The organism is Oryzibacter oryziterrae, assembly GCF_021864535.1.
GTDB lineage: Bacteria > Pseudomonadota > Alphaproteobacteria > Rhizobiales > Pleomorphomonadaceae > Pleomorphomonas > Pleomorphomonas oryziterrae.
In genome coordinates this window covers 1-16,920 of sequence record NZ_JAKJIC010000029.1, presented here as the reverse complement: position 1 = coordinate 16,920, position 16,920 = coordinate 1, and the positions used below count along the sequence as shown (strand labels likewise).

The 16,920-nt window shown below is 63.4% G+C and carries 17 protein-coding genes; 6 read left to right on the top strand and 11 right to left on the bottom strand.

The window, feature by feature from the left end:
• Window positions 1-61 precede the first annotated feature (61 nt).
• Complete coding sequence (locus tag L2I41_RS20060) at window positions 62-1,960, top strand: nickel-dependent hydrogenase large subunit (protein WP_237155392.1); 1,899 nt, start codon at window positions 62-64, stop codon at window positions 1,958-1,960.
• A 46-nt stretch (window positions 1,961-2,006) separates the two neighbouring features.
• Complete coding sequence (locus L2I41_RS20055; protein WP_237155391.1) at window positions 2,007-2,219, top strand: HypC/HybG/HupF family hydrogenase formation chaperone; 213 nt, start codon at window positions 2,007-2,009, stop codon at window positions 2,217-2,219.
• 289 nt (window positions 2,220-2,508) lie between these two features.
• Here L2I41_RS20055 and L2I41_RS20045 read toward each other — a convergent pair whose 3' ends face one another.
• From L2I41_RS20045 to L2I41_RS20020, 6 genes are all read right to left on the bottom strand, one after another.
• Window positions 2,509-3,690 (bottom strand): M24 family metallopeptidase, encoded by a 1,182-nt coding sequence (locus L2I41_RS20045; RefSeq protein WP_237155390.1) that lies wholly within the window; start codon window positions 3,688-3,690, stop codon window positions 2,509-2,511.
• A 23-nt stretch (window positions 3,691-3,713) separates the two neighbouring features.
• Window positions 3,714-4,820 (bottom strand): pyridoxal-phosphate-dependent aminotransferase family protein, encoded by a 1,107-nt coding sequence (locus L2I41_RS20040; protein ID WP_237155389.1) that lies wholly within the window; start codon window positions 4,818-4,820, stop codon window positions 3,714-3,716.
• Between the two features lies 1 nt (window position 4,821).
• Entirely contained in the window at window positions 4,822-5,679 is an 858-nt protein-coding gene (locus L2I41_RS20035) for an ABC transporter permease (protein ID WP_237155388.1), read from the bottom strand.
• Window positions 5,676-6,533 (bottom strand): ABC transporter permease, encoded by an 858-nt coding sequence (locus L2I41_RS20030; protein WP_237155387.1) that lies wholly within the window; start codon window positions 6,531-6,533, stop codon window positions 5,676-5,678. Before L2I41_RS20030 ends, L2I41_RS20035 begins: the two co-directional genes overlap by 4 nt.
• A gap of 74 nt (window positions 6,534-6,607) precedes the next feature.
• A complete protein-coding gene (locus L2I41_RS20025) occupies window positions 6,608-7,720 on the bottom strand; it encodes a polyamine ABC transporter substrate-binding protein (RefSeq protein ID WP_237155386.1) in 1,113 nt (370 codons plus the stop codon).
• Between the two features lie 33 nt (window positions 7,721-7,753).
• The gene (locus L2I41_RS20020; protein ID WP_237155385.1) at window positions 7,754-8,866 is read right to left on the bottom strand and encodes an ABC transporter ATP-binding protein; all 1,113 of its coding nucleotides are present in this window, start codon (window positions 8,864-8,866) and stop codon (window positions 7,754-7,756) included.
• Between the two features lie 416 nt (window positions 8,867-9,282).
• Between L2I41_RS20020 and L2I41_RS20015 the strand changes: the two genes are divergently transcribed.
• Genes L2I41_RS20015 through L2I41_RS20000 form a run of 4 tightly spaced genes read left to right on the top strand, consistent with a single transcriptional unit; the run spans window position 9,283 to window position 12,464 of the window.
• The gene (locus L2I41_RS20015) at window positions 9,283-9,732 is read left to right on the top strand and encodes a PPC domain-containing DNA-binding protein (RefSeq protein WP_237155384.1); all 450 of its coding nucleotides are present in this window, start codon (window positions 9,283-9,285) and stop codon (window positions 9,730-9,732) included.
• A 39-nt stretch (window positions 9,733-9,771) separates the two neighbouring features.
• Window positions 9,772-10,368 carry an ECF transporter S component gene (locus L2I41_RS20010; RefSeq protein ID WP_237155383.1) on the top strand — a complete coding sequence of 199 codons (597 nt, stop codon included), beginning with the start codon at window positions 9,772-9,774 and terminating at the stop codon, window positions 10,366-10,368.
• A gap of 9 nt (window positions 10,369-10,377) precedes the next feature.
• On the top strand, window positions 10,378-11,136 hold the full coding sequence (locus L2I41_RS20005; protein WP_237155382.1) for an energy-coupling factor transporter transmembrane component T: 759 nt from the start codon (window positions 10,378-10,380) through the stop codon (window positions 11,134-11,136).
• Complete coding sequence (locus tag L2I41_RS20000; protein WP_237155381.1) at window positions 11,109-12,464, top strand: ABC transporter ATP-binding protein; 1,356 nt, start codon at window positions 11,109-11,111, stop codon at window positions 12,462-12,464. The genes L2I41_RS20005 and L2I41_RS20000 overlap by 28 nt, the downstream gene beginning before the upstream one ends.
• A 37-nt stretch (window positions 12,465-12,501) precedes the next feature.
• Here L2I41_RS20000 and L2I41_RS19995 read toward each other — a convergent pair whose 3' ends face one another.
• The 5 genes from L2I41_RS19995 to L2I41_RS19975 all read right to left on the bottom strand — a co-directional run bounded on the left by L2I41_RS19995 (window position 12,502) and on the right by L2I41_RS19975 (window position 16,845).
• A complete protein-coding gene (locus L2I41_RS19995; RefSeq protein ID WP_237155379.1) occupies window positions 12,502-12,849 on the bottom strand; it encodes a DUF3088 domain-containing protein in 348 nt (115 codons plus the stop codon).
• A 7-nt stretch (window positions 12,850-12,856) separates the two neighbouring features.
• Window positions 12,857-13,699: an NADPH-dependent oxidoreductase gene (locus L2I41_RS19990; protein ID WP_255720361.1), complete on the bottom strand. Its 843-nt coding sequence runs from the start codon at window positions 13,697-13,699 to the stop codon at window positions 12,857-12,859.
• A 39-nt stretch (window positions 13,700-13,738) separates the two neighbouring features.
• Complete coding sequence (locus L2I41_RS19985) at window positions 13,739-14,758, bottom strand: LLM class flavin-dependent oxidoreductase (protein ID WP_237155377.1); 1,020 nt, start codon at window positions 14,756-14,758, stop codon at window positions 13,739-13,741.
• 138 nt (window positions 14,759-14,896) lie between these two features.
• Window positions 14,897-15,829, bottom strand: coding sequence for an ABC transporter substrate-binding protein (locus L2I41_RS19980; RefSeq protein ID WP_237155376.1), 933 nt, complete (start codon window positions 15,827-15,829; stop codon window positions 14,897-14,899).
• A 77-nt stretch (window positions 15,830-15,906) separates the two neighbouring features.
• Window positions 15,907-16,845, bottom strand: a complete 939-nt coding sequence (locus tag L2I41_RS19975) for an ABC transporter substrate-binding protein (protein ID WP_237155375.1) — start codon at window positions 16,843-16,845, stop codon at window positions 15,907-15,909.
• Window positions 16,846-16,920: the final 75 nt, after the last annotated feature.

Genomic DNA, 16,920 nt, shown 5'->3' with positions numbered 1-16,920 from the left:
GTCTTCACTTTCGGCTGCCAGCACGGGCACCCCGTGGCGCCAGATCCAAGGGATTTCTGCGATGACTATCGCCAACATCATCATCGACCCGGTCACCCGCATCGAAGGCCACCTGCGCATCCAGGCTTATGCCGATCCGGATGGGCACGGCGGCGGGACAATTTCCAAGCCGGCGCTGAGCTCCAGCACCATGGTGCGCGGCATTGAGCGCATCCTGCAGGGACGCGATCCGCGCGACGCCTGGTCGTTCACGCAGCGCATCTGCGGTGTCTGCACGGTGGTTCACGGACTGACCTCCGTCAGGGCGGTGGAGAACGCGATCAACGTCAAGGTGCCCAAGAATGCCGACTATATCCGCAACATGATGATCGGTGGTCAGTTCGTGCATGATCACGTCATGCACTTCTACCATCTGCACGCGCTCGACTGGGTCGACATCGTGAGCGCACTGAGCGCCGATCCGACCGCCACGGCGACGCTCGCCAAGAAGAACAATCCCAACTACAAGCCCAACAACGGCTTGCTGCCGGATGCAGCCTATTTTCAGGCGCAGATCAACAAGCTCAAGACCGGCCTTGTCAATCGGGGGCAACTGGGGTTGTTCGCCAATGGCTACTGGGGCCACGTGGCCTACAAGCTGACGCCGGAACAGAACCTGCTGCTCACGAGCCACTATCTCGAGGCCCTCGGCTGGGCCCGTGAGATCGTCAAGTTGCACACGGTCTTTGGCGGCAAGGATCCTCATCCCAGCCTGGTGGTGGGTGGTATGCCGTGCACGCTTTCGGCAAATACCGGTGCCGTCAGCGAGGACAATGGCGGAACCTCGCTCAACACTGCCGGCCTCGCGGCAGTCAAGGCGGCGCTCGACCGGATGAAGAGCTTTGTCGATCAGGTCTATCTGCCGGATGTGCTGCTGGTGGCGCGCGGCTACAAGAACTGGGCCGATTTCGGCGCGACGGCGGGAAACTTCCTGTCCTACGGCGAGTTTCCCGATCCCGCACTGGTCCGGACGGAAATGGTCGACGGCGCCATCGACTATCCGGCGGGCTACCTGTTTCCGCAGGGCGTGATCTGGGCCAATGATCTCAAGCGCTTGATGCCATTCGACCAGGCCAAGGTGACCGAGAACGTCGCCCATGCCTGGTATGGCGGATCGACGGCTGCGCTGCATCCCTCGGTGAGCACGACGACGCTGCAATACACCGGCCCGCAACCCGACCAGCCCGACTACATGCTGGACGAAGCGGACCGCTACTCCTGGATCAAGTCGCCGCGTTATGACGGCAAGCCCATGGAGGTCGGGCCTCTCGCCCATATCCTGACCATGTATGCCCGCAACACGCTGGCTACCGATCGCCTGGTGCGCAAGTATGTCGACACCTACTGGTGCGGCACGGCCGCCAACGGCGGGCTCGCCCTGCCTTTCGCGAAACTGAACTCGACGCTCGGGCGCATCTTCTCGCGCATGCTCGAAACCAAGATCATCGCTGACCAGATGGCGGGACGCGCCGCCATCAGCAACTGGAGCATCCCGGCCTATGCCGGCTGGTACCCGCTCTTCTATGCCAATCGCTCCGGCAAATACTTCAACCCCAAGGCCTTCACGGTCCTCGCAAGTCCCTCGACCTTGCCCGACAAGGTGGGCTTCGGCTTCACGGAGGCACCGCGCGGGGCGCTCGGCCATTGGATCAAGATCAACCGAACCACCGGCATGATCGACCATTACCAATGCGTCGTTGCCAGCCAATGGAATGCCGGACCGCGCGACGGGGCAGGCGCTCCGGGGCCTTACGAGCAATCGCTGGTCGGGCACAAGCTGGCGGCTCTCGACAAGCCGCTGGAGGTGCTGCGGACCATCCACAGCTTCGATCCCTGCATCGGCTGCGCCGTCCATGTTCTGGATCCGGAAGGGCAGCCCCTGGTGACGGTGGATGTCAGCCATCTCGGACGACTGGTCTGACGTCACTATTTCTATCCCGGGAGAGGCGCCGGAGGCGAGCAGGTCCATGTGCATCGCGATACCCATGATGATCTCGGAAATCGGCCCGACCCAAGCGATTGGGTCGGCTCGCGGCGCCCGGCGCGAAATCGATCTGGCACTCGTCGAGGCCGTGGAGGTCGGCGACTGGGTGCTGGTGCATCTCGGTCGCGCCCTGCGCAAGACCACGGCAACCGAGGCCGAAGAGCTGTGGGCCTTGTTCGATCAAATGTCGGGGTAGGGCGAACTGATATGGACGTCGCCCTGGCTGACCGACCCGTAGCTCGAAAACCGCTCCAATGGGGCTACGATACGCTGGGCTGTTCGCTGCTTGGCAGATCCTTCCGACGTCCTCAATCTCGCGCGCCGCGGCACTGGCCCATCTGCCACTGGCAATCATCTGGTTCGGCACAGGCGAGGCCTCGAAGGTGCTTGTGATCACACTCGCCATGTTGCCTGCCATCGTCATCCCGACGCAGCCGGAAGGAGGTGCATCCTTGGCACTTCGGAGATGCGGGATTCATCCCCGGTCAGGCCAGTCGGACGATCTCGGTCTGGATCGGGGTGGTGACGGAGGGGCCAAGGCGGGGATCGAGGTAGACGTTGATTTCCAGCCGAACGCCAAACTCGGGCAGGTAGATCGCCGGTTCGATCGAGAAGCCCGTGCGCGGCAGAATGCGGCGGGTGTCGTGCGTTTCGAGATTGTCGAGGTTGACGCCGAGGGCGTGCAGGCGCTTGCCGGGGCCCATGCTGTGGCCGGTGCGGTGGTGGAAGCGATCGGCGTAACCCGCCGCTGCGATGACGCCGCGTGCGACGTCGTCCACTTGCCAGCCCTCCAGCACGTCTCCCGCCGCCCAGGCGGCGAGGAGGGCCTGCAGAGCGGCGTCACGGGCGGCGCGCACGATGCCGAACACCGACTGCAAGCGGGGCGGGATCGTCTGTCCGGCATAGGCGCCCCAGGCGATATCGGAATAGACATTGCGTTCACCGGGCAGGCGCGCCCAGAAATCGATCAGCAGCCAGTCGCCCGGTCCGATGGACGCGGTGTCGTTGGGGCGCGGCTCGTAATGCGGCGTGCCCGAATGGCCGTTCACCTGAACGACAGGCTGTCCTTCGGTCTCGAGCCCGAGGCGGGAGAACTCGCCGGTGATGAACTGCTGGACCTCATATTCGGTGATTGTCTCCCCGCGCGCGATCGACTGCCGGACCAGATCGAAGGCGTCGTCCTTGATCTGGGCCACATGGCGACAGGCCTGGTGATGCGAGGCGATGGCATGGTCATCCCAGGCCGTGGCCGAAACCTGAAACAGATCAGCCGAGGTGACGAGGTCATAGCCGCTGGCGCGCAGCCAATCCAAGGTGCCGCCGTCGATGAAGGAAGCGGCCGGCACCGCTCCACCGGGCGAATAGTCCACGGCAACGCGTGCGGCGGGTCCAAGCACGTCGCGCAGACTGGCCTCCATCTCCACCCAGCTGCGATAGATTCGCTTGTCGTGGTCTACATCGATGAAGAACATCTGGTCGATGGTGTGAATGAGCAGCAGCGGGCGCCCTGATCGCGGCAGAACCAGAAAGGCGCGCCGCGTCGGCGCCTTGGACTCGCCAAGAACCGCCCAGAAGAACGGGTTGCTGCCGCGATAATCATGGAGCAACCAGGCGTCGATGCCTTCGCGCGCCATGAAGGCCTGGGCGGCGTCAAGTGAGAACATCATCCGTGCCTTTGCCAAAGGAGAGGTTACGCGGACGCGGCGTAAGCGCGGACCACCGCCTCGGCGGCAGCGCCGATATTCACCGTCTGCCCAAGCCGTTGCAAGGCTACGCCCAGGCCGACGACATTGGCCAGCACGGTCGGCAAGGTCGCCCGCTGGCCGCTATGGTCGAGACGGACCAGATGGCCCTCGATCGAGCCGAAGCCGCGCCCGAGCGTGACGCCGAATTCCGCGGCGGCGGCGATCAGCGCCTCCGCGTCGATCGCAGGCGGAACCGTGACCGAGGTGACCAGCGCCGAGGCCGACCGGTCGTTGGTGATCCACAACGTAGCCCCCAGAGCCCGCACGGCGGAGCGTGTCGCCGCCGTCGCCTGCTGATGCCGGGCGATCAGGGACGCGAATCCCTCGGCCTCGACCCGAGCCAGGGCAGCATCGAGCGCCCAGAACTCGAGAGGAGGCGGCGTGCCGGGCAGGGCACCCCGGCCCTTGTCGAGCCAGTTTTGCTTGAGATCGGCCAAGGACAGGATCGATGGGGCTGGCTGGGGCGTTTGCGCGATGTGGCGCCAGGCGCGGGCACTGACCGTCACCGCTGAAAGGCCTGTCGGACCCGCCAGCGCCTTCTGTGGACCGAGCGCGACGATGTCGAGTCCCAACTCGTCGATCGGCAGCGGATGCGCCCCGACGGAGGCCACCGCGTCGACGATGACCAGCAGGTCGCGCGCCTTGGCAAGTCCCACGATTTCCTCCAGCGGGTTGAGCGCGCCATTGGCCGCCTCGCCATGGACCAGCGCCAGCAGATCGGCGTCGGGCGTGGCCGCGAGGGCCTGACGGACCGCGTCGATCGTGACTGGCTGTCCTGCATCGGCGACCACGTCCGTCACCTCGACCCCGCCGCGCCGAAGCCAGGCGCCGAAGCCGAGCCCATAGGGGCTGGTGACGACATTGACCGCCTTGAGCCCGGGACGCGCGACACTGGCAGCGATCGCTTCCAGCGCCAGAACCGCCTCGGCCTGGATCGGCAGCACGTCGGCGGTGGTTGCCAGCAGCCGGCCGATCCGATCGGCGATTTCGGCATAGCGCGCGGCGGGAAAGAGCGGAAGGTCGAGCAGCGCGGAGGGGGGCAGCGGCGCCATGTTACCTCTGTGGTTCGTCGGAGCGGGGAAGGGTGGAACGCCGGGCCCAGCGGTGGATCTGCGCGGCCAGGGCCAGCATCAGCAACGTGAACAGAAAGACCGTGGCCGCGGCGGCATAGACGGCGGGCGACGGCCCATATTGCAGGCTGCCATACAGAAAGACTGGAAGCGTGTTGACCTGAGGGGTCGTGAGGAAGGCCGACACCACCAGATTGTCGAAGGAGAAGGTATAGGCCATCACGGCGCCGGCCATCACGGCCGGCAGGATCTGCGGCAGGATGATGAAGCGGATCGTCTTCAGCCTCGTGCTGCCAAGATCTGCCGCGGCCTCCTCGATGCGGCGATCCAGCGTCAGAACCCGCGCCCGCACGATCAGCGCCACCACCGCGATGGCCATGGGGGTGATGCCGGCGATCAGGCTGGCCATGCCGAGCGGAACGCCACTGACCGCATAGGTCATCAGCAGCGACACGCCGATCACGGTTTCTGGCACGATCAGCAGGGTATAGGTGAGAGCCGACAGGAAGCGGCGCACGGCCCGCTGGGGATGGCGGACCATGGCATAGCCAAGCGCCGAACCGATTGCCACGGAGATTAGGGCCGACCAGAAGGAGACGACGAGGCTCGCCTGAACGGCGCGGCGCAGCGACAGATCGTTCCAGGCCGCCGGAAACCATTGCAGCGTCCAGCCCGTGATCACCGCCGTCTGCTTGTTCACCACACCTAAGTTGAAGGCGTAGACGATAGCCGCGAAGATCGGCGCGTAGAGAAAGACGAGGGCGGCGACGAACCACAGGCTCAGACCGGCGTCAACGAGGCGCTTGCCGAGACTGCGGTGGAAGGCAGCAGCGGCGCTCATGGGCCGACCTCCGAAAATCCCTTGGTCACACGCGCCAGGGCAGTCACGATCAGGGCGATGGTGATCAGGATCAGCACCGCCATGGCGGAGCCCAGCGGATAGTTCTGCGACTGCAGATATTGTGCGGACAGCACTTGCCCGAGCAGAACGCCTTTGCTGCCGCCGAGCAACCTGGGGATCACCATCTCCCCCAGCATGGGCACGGCGGTCAGCAGCACCGAGGTGGCGATACCGGGACGGCTGAGCGGCAGGGTGACGAAGACGAAGGTCTTGAAGCGGGAGGCGCCGAGGTCGCGGCTCGCTTCCAGAAGCGGCTGCGGGATGCGATCGAGCACCACATAGAGCGGTACGATGGTGATGGGCAGATAGGCATAGACGATGCCGATGAACACGGCGGTCTGGCTGTCGAGGATGTCGAGGGGGCCACTGTGGAGCCACAGCGTGTTGAGCACATGCTCCACAAGACCATCGCGCGACAGCAGCATGTGAAGGGCCATGACGCGGATCAGGAAGCTGGAGAAATAGGGCACGAGGATGAGTCCTGCCGCCAGCCCTCGCCGCCGCCGGGTTCGCCGGGCGAGAAAATAGGCCACCGGATAGGCCACCGCGATGCACAGGGCCGACGCACTGGCGGCAAACAGCAGCGTGCGCACGAAGGTGGCGCCATAGAATCCGGAAAGCGCGTTGCGGTAATTGTCCAGAGTGAGGTCGAACACCACGCCGCCAAAGGTGGAACGCCCGAAGGAAAAGGCGACAGTGACACCGAGCGGCGCGAGGAAGAACAGCGCCAGCCAAATGGTCGGAACGGCCGCCAACACATGGTCGGTCAGACGGTGAGTCACAATGGACGGCACTCGGCCTCCGGCAGACAGGTTGTCGCCGGAGGCCGTGTTTGTGCTTGTCAGGTCCTGCAGTCTGTCGCTCACCGTCAGCCAGCCGCCGCCTGGATTTCATTCTGGGCCTGAAGATAGGCGTCGATCGTGTCCGGATTGACGACGAAGGAGGTCAGCTTCTTGAAGTCCAGATCCTTGCCGCCGAAGATCAGGTCGGCGTTGGGCGTATCCACGCCAACCTTCTCGCGCAGACCGGCGACGGCAGCCGGGAAACCGATGTATTTGGTTTCGAGAAGCTGGATGTCGGGCTGCAGGACGAAGGACAGGAAGTCATAGGCCTGATCGACATTCGCCGCATTCTTGGCGATAGCGTAATTGTCCACCCACAACTCGCTGAAGGGCCCTGGCACGGCCCACTTGAGCTTGGGATTGAGGCCGATGGCGGCCCGGGCGGTGCCCTGGTTGGTCTCGGCTAGCACGATCGAACCGTTGGCGACGGTGTTCGGATCGAGGCTGGAGAAGGACTTCACGTGCTTGGCAAAGGCCTTGACCCGTTCGGCGGCGGCCTTGATCTCATCGGACGTTGCGGTGTTCCAGTTCTTGCCCTCAAGCCAGAGCGCAGGACCGATGGTCTCCCAGCCGGAATCCGACAGTCGCACCTTGCCCGACACATTGGGCAGCTCGCCGGCCTTGAAGAAATCCTCCCAGGTCTTGATTTCGCCGCCCACTGCTTCGGGATCGTAGACCACGCCGAGCAGACCCCAATCCTTCGGGATCGAGTATTTGTTGCCGGGATCATAGTCGCGGTCGAGCAGGTCTTGATCGAGAGAGGCGAGGTTGAGGCGCGAATGATCGAGTTCGGCCAGAAGGCCTTTGCCCGCCAACTGCGCGATCCAGCTCGACGAGGGGATGACGATGTCGAAGCCGGCCCCAGCCGGGCTGTTCAGCTTGGCAAACAGCGTCTCGTTGGAATCATAGGTGGTGATAACCGGCGTCACGCCGGTCTTCTTGGCATAGGCTGCCAGGGTGTCGGCGGAGAAATAGTCCGGCCAACTATAGATGTTGAGCTGACCGGTTGTTGCAGCCTTCGCGGGCGTGGAGTTCCCAAAGGTGCCGGCCAGTGCCGCAGCGGCCGGCGCCGCGCCCAGAAGACCAAGAACCGACCGGCGGTTGAGCCGGGAGGCGGTGAAGTCGGCTTTATCAGTCATCGACAAGGTCCTTTCAGATTAAGCGATGCAAGTTCAGTGAGTGGGTTCGTCCCGGTAGGCTCGAACGGCCTGCGGCGAGAAACGTACGTGCACGGCATCACCGAGCGCCGGCACGAAGGAGGCCTCGCCGTCGCGGTGCGTGACGGATTCAAAGGCTTGGCCGCCGGAGGTGACGGCGCGCTGCCGGATCGACGGGCCGATGGTGACGACATCGACGAGGCGTGCCGCGATCCGGTTTGGTGCTGGGGCAGCCTGCGGGTCGACAGGCTCGAAGGTGGTGGCTTCGGGGCGCACGGCAACCAGGGCCAGATCGCCGGCCCCGAGTTCATCCGCCACATAGCCAGCCGTGATCGGCCCGAAGTCAGCGGCAAGCAGGTTGGGAGTGGCGCGCCGCTCCAGGCGGGCCCGAAAGGTATTGGCGCTGCCCAGAAACAGCGCGACCCAGGCATTGGCGGGGGCGTCGTAGACCTCGCCCGGCGTTCCGACCTGCTCAAGGCGGCCGGCCCGCATCACCGCCAGCCGATCGGCCATGCCGAAGGCTTCGTCCTGATCGTGGGTGACATAGATGAAGGTGGCGCCAAGTTCGGCCTGCACCCGGCGCAACTCGCGTTGCATCTCATCGCGCAGCTTGCGGTCCAGCGCCCCGAGTGGCTCGTCGAGCAGCAGCACAGTAGGGTCGTTGGCCAGCGCGCGGGCGAGTGCCACACGCTGCTGCATGCCGCCCGACAGTTCCTGCGGACGCCGCAAGGCGGCATCGGGCAATCGGACCAGGTCCAGAAATTGCCGGGCCTTGTCCTGCCGCTGACGGCGCGACGCGCCCTGCATGCGTGGCCCATAGGCGACATTCTCCAGCACGCTCAGATGCGGAAACAACGCGTAGGACTGGAAGACGGTATTGACCTTGCGCCGCTCGGCCGGCAGGGCGGTGACATCCTCGCCAGCGATGAAGACGCGCCCGCGCTCTGGTGCTTCGAAGCCACCGATCAGGCGCATGACGGTTGTCTTGCCACTACCGCTCGGGCCGACGATGGCCAGAAACTCGCCAGGCTCGACGTCAAGCCAGAGATCGTGGAGAACGGCACGCCCGTCGTAGGATTTCGATATCCCGCGAAGCGAGATGGCGGGTTCTGTCTTCTGTTGTTTCAAAGATGTTGGCACGTTGAAGTTGCCTTGAATGCTGCACAAAGTAACTTATTCACCTAAGGAGAGGGTGTGTAAGTCTCTGACAATTTTGAAGGAGCATCCAGGCTGTCATTTTGCTCTTGGCGTCAACTTCAAAAACAGATGCGACGATCGCATCCGGTGCGATCTTTAGGAAGATACTTTTATTTCGTCCGAGCGCCACAACAGGAAAAATAATCCATTGCACGCCTGATCTATGCCCAAGGCCGGTCCGCCAGCCTTGTAAGCAGATGCGGGTAAGCGGAAGGCTTCGTCCGTGGCGAAGCGCCTCTGAATGGCCAGACAGTCGCAACAGTATGACTTTTCTGCGAGCATCAAACTAAATTGTATATAAATTCTATATTTTATATGTGTCCTGACTATCATTCGGCTCCTCAGCCATGGAGCAGCCAGTGACCAGTTCTGATGCCCTTCCGCCCAGCCGCGGTCGTTTCTACGCAGTTCGTTGCAAACCGGGTGAAGACCTTCTGGCCGGGTTACGGAGTTTTGTTGCCGCCCGTGGCCTGAAGGCCGTGTCCATTGTCACGGCCGTTGGCAGCTTGAACACGGCGCCGTTGCGCCTGGCCAACACGGGTGTTTGGGAAACCCGGCAGGGGCATTTCGAGATCGTATCGCTGGTAGGCACCATCGACGAACAGGGCGAGCATCTTCACATCTCGCTGTCCGATCGCCATGGCGTCACCGTGGGGGCGCATTTCGGGCTCGGCTCGGCGGTCTACACCACGGCCGAGATCGTGCTGGTGGAACTCGAAGACTACACCTTCACGCGCAAGCCCTGCAGCCTGTCGGGCTATGACGAACTGGTGGTCGAACCGCGCCGGGCGGACTGACTTGTCAGCCTCAAATCTTTGCAAACACAGGAGAAAGCCATGACCGAAGCCGTAGCCGTACGTGAACAGTTCAACACCCGTGTCCTGACGCTGATCGCGGTTGCGATCGTCATCAACATCGTCGGCGGCCAGATCAACGATGCCTTGCACCTGCCGGTCTTTCTCGACTCTTTCGGCACGATCCTTGTCGGCTTGCTGGCCGGACCGATCGCCGGCGGTGCCGCCGGATTGCTGACCAACCTGATCTGGGGTCTCATCACCAATCCGGTCGCCGCAGCCTTCGCGCCGGTGGCGCTGGTGATCGGCGTGGCGACGGGTCTGCTGGCGCGTTTCGGGCTGTTCCGCCAGATCTGGCAGGTGGTGATTTCCGGCGTGATCATCGCCGCCGTCCTGACGGTCGTGGCGGTGCCGATCCAGGTCTATCTCTTCGGCGGTGTGACCGGGGCAGGCTCCGACTTTGCGGTCGCCTACTTCTCGCAGCTCGGGCAGACCCTGTTCAGTTCGGTGGCCCTCACCGTGTTCGGCTCCAACGTGGCCGACAAGGTAATCACCGCGGTTATCGTCTGGCTGATCGTCAAGCGCTTGCCTGAACGACTGACCCACGGCTTCTCGCATCTCAAGTATACGCGCGGCTGACCTTTCCGCATGAGCGTGACGCTTGAACTCAATCCGCGAACCAAGCTCGCCGCCCTTGTCTGGGCGGCGAGTTTCGTGTTGCTTTTGCCACCCCTCGCCAGCTGGGGATTTGCCGGTCTGGTTCTGGCGGTTGTCTGGGGTATCAGTCCGCAGCTTGGCCCCCGCCTCCTGCGCCGTGTTCTTGAGGTGACGCTGCCCTTCTCCGCCGCGGTTCTGCTGGTGCAGACCATCTTCCTGCGCCATCCGGACGCCGAACCGCTCTATGGCCCGCTGAACTTCAGCCGGATCGGCTTTGAACGCGGCCTGTCCCTGTCGGGGCGGGTGACGTCGGTGGTGGTTCTGTCGCTGGCGACGCTCCTGTCCACACCGCCGGCAAGCCTGCTGCGCGCGCTCGACGCGGCCGGATGGCCGCCGGCCTTGGCCTATCTGATTGCCAGCCCGTTGCTGATCCTCGAAAGTTTCAAGGCTCGCGTTCAAGCAATCCGTCATGCGCAGCAAACGCGAGGCTGGCGGCTCGGGGGCTCTCCATTGAAGCGACTGCGGGGCGTCTTCCTGCTGATTTCGCCCCTGATCACGACGGCGCTCATCGAGGCGGACCAGCGCAGTCACGTTCTCGCCCAGCGCGGTTTCAGGGCCTTTCCCCGGCGGACAACCCTGCTGCCGGTGCCCGACGCAGCCTGGCAGCATTGGGTGCGCCTGGCGTTGGTATCCCTCTCGTTTGTTCAGCTTGGTGTTGTTTCATGGATCTGGTTGCAGTCGAAGATCTGACCCTCCGCTGGGGAGCGGTCGAGGTCCTGCGGGGCGTCAGGTTGACCCTCGCACCGGGCGAGCGCGTGGCGATCATCGGGTCCAATGGTTCGGGCAAATCCAGTCTCGGGCAAGTGATTGCCGGTTGGCATGGGCAAGGAGCGCATCGTAGCGGAACCGTCACGATCGGCGGCGATGATCCTGCTGTCCTCTCCCCATCGGTCCGCCCCGGGACGGTGCAATATGTCGGTCAGGTGCCCATGCACCAGCTGTCCGGCCGTGCCTTCAGCGTTAAGGAGGAGATCGCCTTCGGGCCGGAGAACTTGTTGCTTCCTCGCGCCGAGATGACTGAGCGGGTGGCCGATCTCACTGATCGGCTCGGCCTGTCGGCCCTTGCTGATCGCGATCCCTTCACCCTGTCCGGTGGCGAGCAACAGCGGCTGTCCATCGCCGCGGCTCTGGCGCTTCGCCCGCAAGTGCTGGTGCTCGACGAGCCGGCTGGCAACCTGGATGTCGCGGCGCGCGGCCTACTGGCGCGCGCCATCGAGGCGTTGCCGCGGGATACGGCGGTCCTGCTTCTGGATGTCGAGCCAGATCTGGCCCTTAGGCTCGGCTGCCGGATGCTTTCGCTGTCGGGTGGTGTTTTGCAGCCTTTTGAGCCGTCGCAGCCACTGCTGCCGGCGATCTCCGGCCCGGGCGACGCCACGGGTGACAAGGCCATCCTGGCCGTTCAGGGGCTTTCCTTCGCCTATCCCGGAAGCACGCCGTTGTTCGATGGCTTCGACGCCCGCTTCTTTCCCGGTGAGGCCGTGGCCCTGACCGGACGCAACGGGGCCGGCAAGAGCACCTTGTTCCGACTGATCAACGGCATTCTCGTTCCGAAGTCGGGGCGCGTGATCCTCGCCGGCAACGACACGCGCGGGCGGCGCATCGACCAGATTGCCGTTGAGGTCGGGACCGTGTTCCAGGAACCCGAGAACCAGCTGTTTGCCCCGACGGTGCGACAGGAAGTGGCCTTCGGCGTGGAACAGCTCGGACTATCCGCGCAGCAGCGCAATCTGCGAGTCGACGCGGTTCTGGAGCGAGTTGGGCTTGTCGAGGTGGCGCAACGGCATCCTCTCGACCTGGATGCGGCCAGCAGGCGCTTTGTTGCTGTGGCCTCGGCCCTGGTCCGTGCGCCCTCGCTCCTGCTGCTCGACGAAGCCCAACGCGGCCTGGACCGTGCGAACAAGGCGCGACTGGCGACCCTGATCAGACAGGAGCAAGGCCGTGGCGCTGCCGTGATCTTCATTTGTCACGACCCGGACTTTACCGCCCTCTACGCCACGCGCACGCTCAGTTTGTCCTGACGGTGCGGCGGAGGGAAGCCGACCTTCAGGATCGGGCCTAGTGCGAAAAGGGAATGCCGTGACGCTCGGCCAGAAGCTGGGGGATCCGCTTTGGATCGTTGATGAAACGGGTCTCGCCATACGCCTTGGCGTCGTCGGGAGCTGTCGCCGCATCGCCGAAGATGAGAACGGGGAGGCCTTGATTGTCCTCACCGATCCGCTCGATCACGGTGGGACGCGGGCGAGGGAAGGGGACGCGGAGCACGTCCACTTTGTCCCGCAGCTCGGGGAAGGTGGCAAGCAGGCCTTCGATGACGTTGCAATGGGGGCAATAGTAAAGCCGGTCCGAGGACAGCTTTGCATCCGGAAATCCGGGGGCGATGAGAATGAGAAGGTCGCGGCTCATGACAGTCCTATTTGTTGGTAAAGCCGAAGTCGGCGAGGGCGGCACCTAGATATTGACGGCCGTTCAGGGCATTGGCTGAACCTATGCGAGCGGCGAGCACTTCGCTCCAGTTCTGACGCGGCAGGTTTTGATCAGCCTGGAATCCATGAAACCGCACGTCATAGGCGGCGACTTCGGCCGCTTCAGACTCGGGGCCATAGGTTTCCCGGTGCAGCACGATGCTTTGCGGCAAGCGAGGCTTGACGCCGGCCGTATTGGCAGGGTCGGGATGACCAATCACCAGTCCAAAGACCGGCGCCACGTGGCGAGGCAGACCAAGTTCGGCGGCAACCTCGACAATGCGATTGCGCAACGCTCCGATATACACGGTTCCAAGGCCGAGCGATTCCGCGGCCAGCACGGCGTTCTGGGCTGCGAGCGCCGCGTCAAGGGCCCCGACCAGGAACGTATCGAGATAGGACAGACCTTCGCGCGGGCGTTCGAGACGCTCGGCGACCCGCTCCGCACGCGAAAGGTCGGCCAGAAAGATCAGCAGCAACGGTGCCACGGCGATGTGCTGCTGGTTGCCGGCAAGCTCGGCAAATCTGGCCCGCCGGGCGGGATCTTCGACTGCGACGACACTCCACAGCTGGAGATTGGAGGAACTCGCGGCTGATTGGGCCGCCCCGACCAGCAGTTCGAGTGTGCCGGCAGCCAAGGGCTGGTCGGTAAAGTCGCGAATGGTTCGATGGGCGAACTGAAGATCGAGAACGCCGGACCATTGATTGGCTGCCGGTGCGGCGTCTGAACGGTAGCGCGCTGAAAAGGCCGCCTGAACAGCGGCGCGATGTGAGTCTGTCTGTCTAGTCATGCAATGATCTTGTCCGGATGTGACTGCTGAGCGTGGGCATCATGCTGCAAGGGCTGTGTTCCGCCAGCCCAGTTCCGGCGCGATCTTGCCGGCGAAGTCGGTGAGGACCTGGACATAGTCTTCCTCCTCGAAGTCATAGGGCAATTCCAGGCGGAACTCGCTGACAAGAGGCAGGATAGGATCGCGGCGAAGCGCTTCGAGGATCTGGTCTGAGGTGCCGACGAGATCCGGCGTGAACAAGGTTCGCCGATCGCCCTGCGGCGAAAGCGTCCGTTCGTGACGCGCTGCCGCGAAGGCTGCGTATTTTTCACGCGATGTCCGACTGGCGCTGTCGGTCGGCAGCAGGACGCGTCCGAGCGCTACGCGGGCTGGGTAGGCTGCGGTCCAACTGGCCTGGAACAGGTCGAAGTGGCTGCGCTGGGCCTCGAAGAAGACGTCCGTCGTCTCGCCCTGATTGAGATTGCCGATCAGGATGTGGAAGCCATTCTTGCCGGCCCATTCGGCAGAGCGCAGGGAGCCGCCGCCATACCACAGGCGCTGGTCAAGTCCAGGGGCAACCGGGTGCAATCTCGGACGCTGATTTCCGGCAGGTGAGAAGACGAAATCATCTGCATTGCCAAGGAGATTGCTACGGATGTTCTCACGCAGCTTTAGCACGCGCGTGTAGCTGAAATCGATGGTGCTCGGATCGGCGTCATAGAACAGGTCGCCAAGGAAATGGCCGTGCAGCGGTGGTCCCGCACTGACACCGGGCAGAAGCCGGCCATCGGACAGGACGTCGACGGTGGCAAGATCCTCGGCCAGGCGGAAGGGGTTTTCATAGCCAAGCTGGATCACGGCGGTGCCGAGGCCGATACGCTTGGTCCGTTGGCTGGCCGCCGCCAGGAGGGTGGCGGCCGAGGAAATGCCGCGTTCGAGATGGCGCGAACGAACCCAGGCGCTGTCGAACCCGATCCGCTCGCCGGCTTCGATCAGGCGGAGCGCCTTTTCCAATCCTTCGCGCGGAGTGGTCGCCGGATAGTTGCCGGGTGTCAAGAAGGCAATGTGGTCAATCGTCATGATGACGGCCTCTCATACCAACTCGCCAAGATGCTGACGCATCGGCTCATTGAAGAGATTTCGAATTTCTCATCTGCATCAAAGGCATGAGAAAGTCGAAAACGGAATACCAAGAGTCATTTTCAATGCCGCTTGGTATCAGAGCTTCGGCAGGCCGGGCGGGTTGGTTTCGGCCTGCGGCAAGGCTTCTTCGGTGAGGTTCCAGCGCTTCAGAACCTCGGCATATTTGCCGCTGGCAATCAGATCGTTGAGAGCAATGGTCAACGCGGGAGCAAGGCCGCTGCCCTTGCGGGTGGTGATGCCGACATCGGATTTCAGGGGCCAGCCGGCATTGACGGTGCCAACGGAATGGATCTGACCGTGTTTGGCTGCCTCATAGGCGAGCGGACCGTTGGGATTGAAGATCGCATCGGCTCGACCGGACAGCAAGGCAAGGACGTTGGCCGCCTGATCATCGTAATACTTCAGCTCGATGGGCGCGAGGCCCGCGGCCGTATTGCGCTTGTTCCACTCCAGCAGGATCTTTTCCTGATTGGTGCCGGAACCCGTGATGATCTTCAATCCCGCGGCGTCCTTAGGCTCCTTGATCGCCGCGATCTGGCTGTCGTTGCGCACGTAGAAGCCATGCAGGCCGAGTCGGTAGGTGGAGAAGTCGAACTTTTCCTTGCGCGCTTCGGTGACGCCGACATTGGAAATGACAGCGTCATACTTGCCCGAGGTCAGTCCCAGCGGCCAGTCCGGCCAGGCGACCGGCTGCAAGACGAGCTTGCGACCAAGGCTTTCGGCAATCAGGCTGGCAATGTCGGGATCGGCACCGACAACGGTGGCTGCATCCGTTGCGTAGGTTGCGATCGGCGGGGCAAACGGGGCGACGGCGACGGTGAACACCCCGTCCTGGGCGAACTTGAAGTCCTTGGAGATGGCATCGATGGCCTTCTGGTCGACACTGACGTGAGGCCGTGCGGCCTGCTCAGGCGCAAAATCGAAATCGTCGGCGAGAGCGGGTGATAGCAAGACTGTGCCCAGTATCGAACTGGCGATCAGCAACGAGAACGAACGACGGGAGCGCATGGCCGATTTTCCTTGGGCTAGCATGTTGTGAACGCAAGCGGCAGGAGCGGCGGAGAGCCGCTCCCACCTCATCGAAATCAGGACTTGGGCAGCCCCGGAGGATTGGTGCGCGAGCTTTCGATCCCCTCGGACGTCAGGCCCCAACGGGCCAAAACCTTGCCGTAGTTGCCATTCTTGATCTGCGCGTTGAGCGCGGCGGTGATCGCGTCGGCGAGGCCGCTGCCCTTCTTGGTGGCAACGGCGATCTCGGCGGTCAGCGGCCAACCACCGTTGACGAGGCCGACGAGTCTGGTCTTGCCATTCTGTTCAGCCAGGAAGGCCTCGGCGGAGTTCGGCTCCAGATCGGCATCGGCCCGGCCGGACTCGATGGCGAGATGGCGGACGGCCTGATCGTCGTAATACTGGATCTCGGTGTCGGCGAGGCCGGCATCCTTGTTCTGCTTGACCCAGTTGAGCAGGATCTGTTCCTGATTGGTGCCGGAACCGACGATGACCTTGAGGCCGGCGACATCCTTGGGCTCGGTGATCGACTTGATCGGGCTGTCCTTCTTGACGTAGAAGCCGAGCACATCCTGCCGATAGGTGGAGAAGTCGAACTTCTCCTTGCGCTCTTCGGTGACGGTCACGTTGGAGATCACGGCGTCGAACTTGCCGGAGGTGAGGCCGAGCGGCCAGTCGGGCCAAGCAATCGGGTGCAGGTCGAGCTTGAGGCCGAGGCTGTCGGCGATGATCTGCGCGATGTCGGTCTCATTGCCGATCGGCGTCTTGGTGTCCGAGGCATAGTCGACCAGGGGCAACTGCCAGGGCACGGTCGCGACGGTCAGGACGCCGTCCTGCACGAACTTGTAGTCCTTCGGGATCGCTGCGACGGCTTCGGGAACCTTGTCAGCGCGAACCCGGTCCTTCTGCTCCGGGGAAAGGTCCGGCGTCAGGGCAAAGGCCGCAACTGGAGCAAGAATGGACGATACCGCAGCGATTTTTGCCAGGCTCTTCAGAATTGTGCTCAACTTTGTCATGCTTTCATCCTTGATTTTGCATCTTTAAGTTGTGTTTATGAGTGCAATGCCCTGGTCAGAGCTGAAGCTCTGCCG

Excerpts from the sequence above, each read along its gene's own strand:
- L2I41_RS20025 (WP_237155386.1), bottom strand. The coding sequence starts at position 7,720 with ATGACTGATAAAGCCGACTTCACCGCCTCCCGGCTCAACCGCCGGTCG.
- L2I41_RS20060 (WP_237155392.1), top strand. The coding sequence starts at position 62 with ATGACTATCGCCAACATCATCATCGACCCGGTCACCCGCATCGAAGGC.
- L2I41_RS20055 (WP_237155391.1), top strand. The coding sequence starts at position 2,007 with ATGTGCATCGCGATACCCATGATGATCTCGGAAATCGGCCCGACCCAA.
- L2I41_RS19985 (WP_237155377.1), bottom strand. The coding sequence starts at position 14,758 with ATGACGATTGACCACATTGCCTTCTTGACACCCGGCAACTATCCGGCG.
- L2I41_RS20005 (WP_237155382.1), top strand. The coding sequence starts at position 10,378 with ATGAGCGTGACGCTTGAACTCAATCCGCGAACCAAGCTCGCCGCCCTT.
- L2I41_RS19975 (WP_237155375.1), bottom strand. The coding sequence starts at position 16,845 with ATGACAAAGTTGAGCACAATTCTGAAGAGCCTGGCAAAAATCGCTGCG.
- L2I41_RS20045 (WP_237155390.1), bottom strand. The coding sequence starts at position 3,690 with ATGATGTTCTCACTTGACGCCGCCCAGGCCTTCATGGCGCGCGAAGGC.
- L2I41_RS20035 (WP_237155388.1), bottom strand. The coding sequence starts at position 5,679 with ATGAGCGCCGCTGCTGCCTTCCACCGCAGTCTCGGCAAGCGCCTCGTT.
- L2I41_RS20015 (WP_237155384.1), top strand. The coding sequence starts at position 9,283 with ATGGAGCAGCCAGTGACCAGTTCTGATGCCCTTCCGCCCAGCCGCGGT.
- L2I41_RS19995 (WP_237155379.1), bottom strand. The coding sequence starts at position 12,849 with ATGAGCCGCGACCTTCTCATTCTCATCGCCCCCGGATTTCCGGATGCA.
- L2I41_RS20000 (WP_237155381.1), top strand. The coding sequence starts at position 11,109 with ATGGATCTGGTTGCAGTCGAAGATCTGACCCTCCGCTGGGGAGCGGTC.
- L2I41_RS20010 (WP_237155383.1), top strand. The coding sequence starts at position 9,772 with ATGACCGAAGCCGTAGCCGTACGTGAACAGTTCAACACCCGTGTCCTG.
- L2I41_RS19990 (WP_255720361.1), bottom strand. The coding sequence starts at position 13,699 with ATGACTAGACAGACAGACTCACATCGCGCCGCTGTTCAGGCGGCCTTT.
- L2I41_RS19980 (WP_237155376.1), bottom strand. The coding sequence starts at position 15,829 with ATGCGCTCCCGTCGTTCGTTCTCGTTGCTGATCGCCAGTTCGATACTG.
- L2I41_RS20040 (WP_237155389.1), bottom strand. The coding sequence starts at position 4,820 with ATGGCGCCGCTGCCCCCCTCCGCGCTGCTCGACCTTCCGCTCTTTCCC.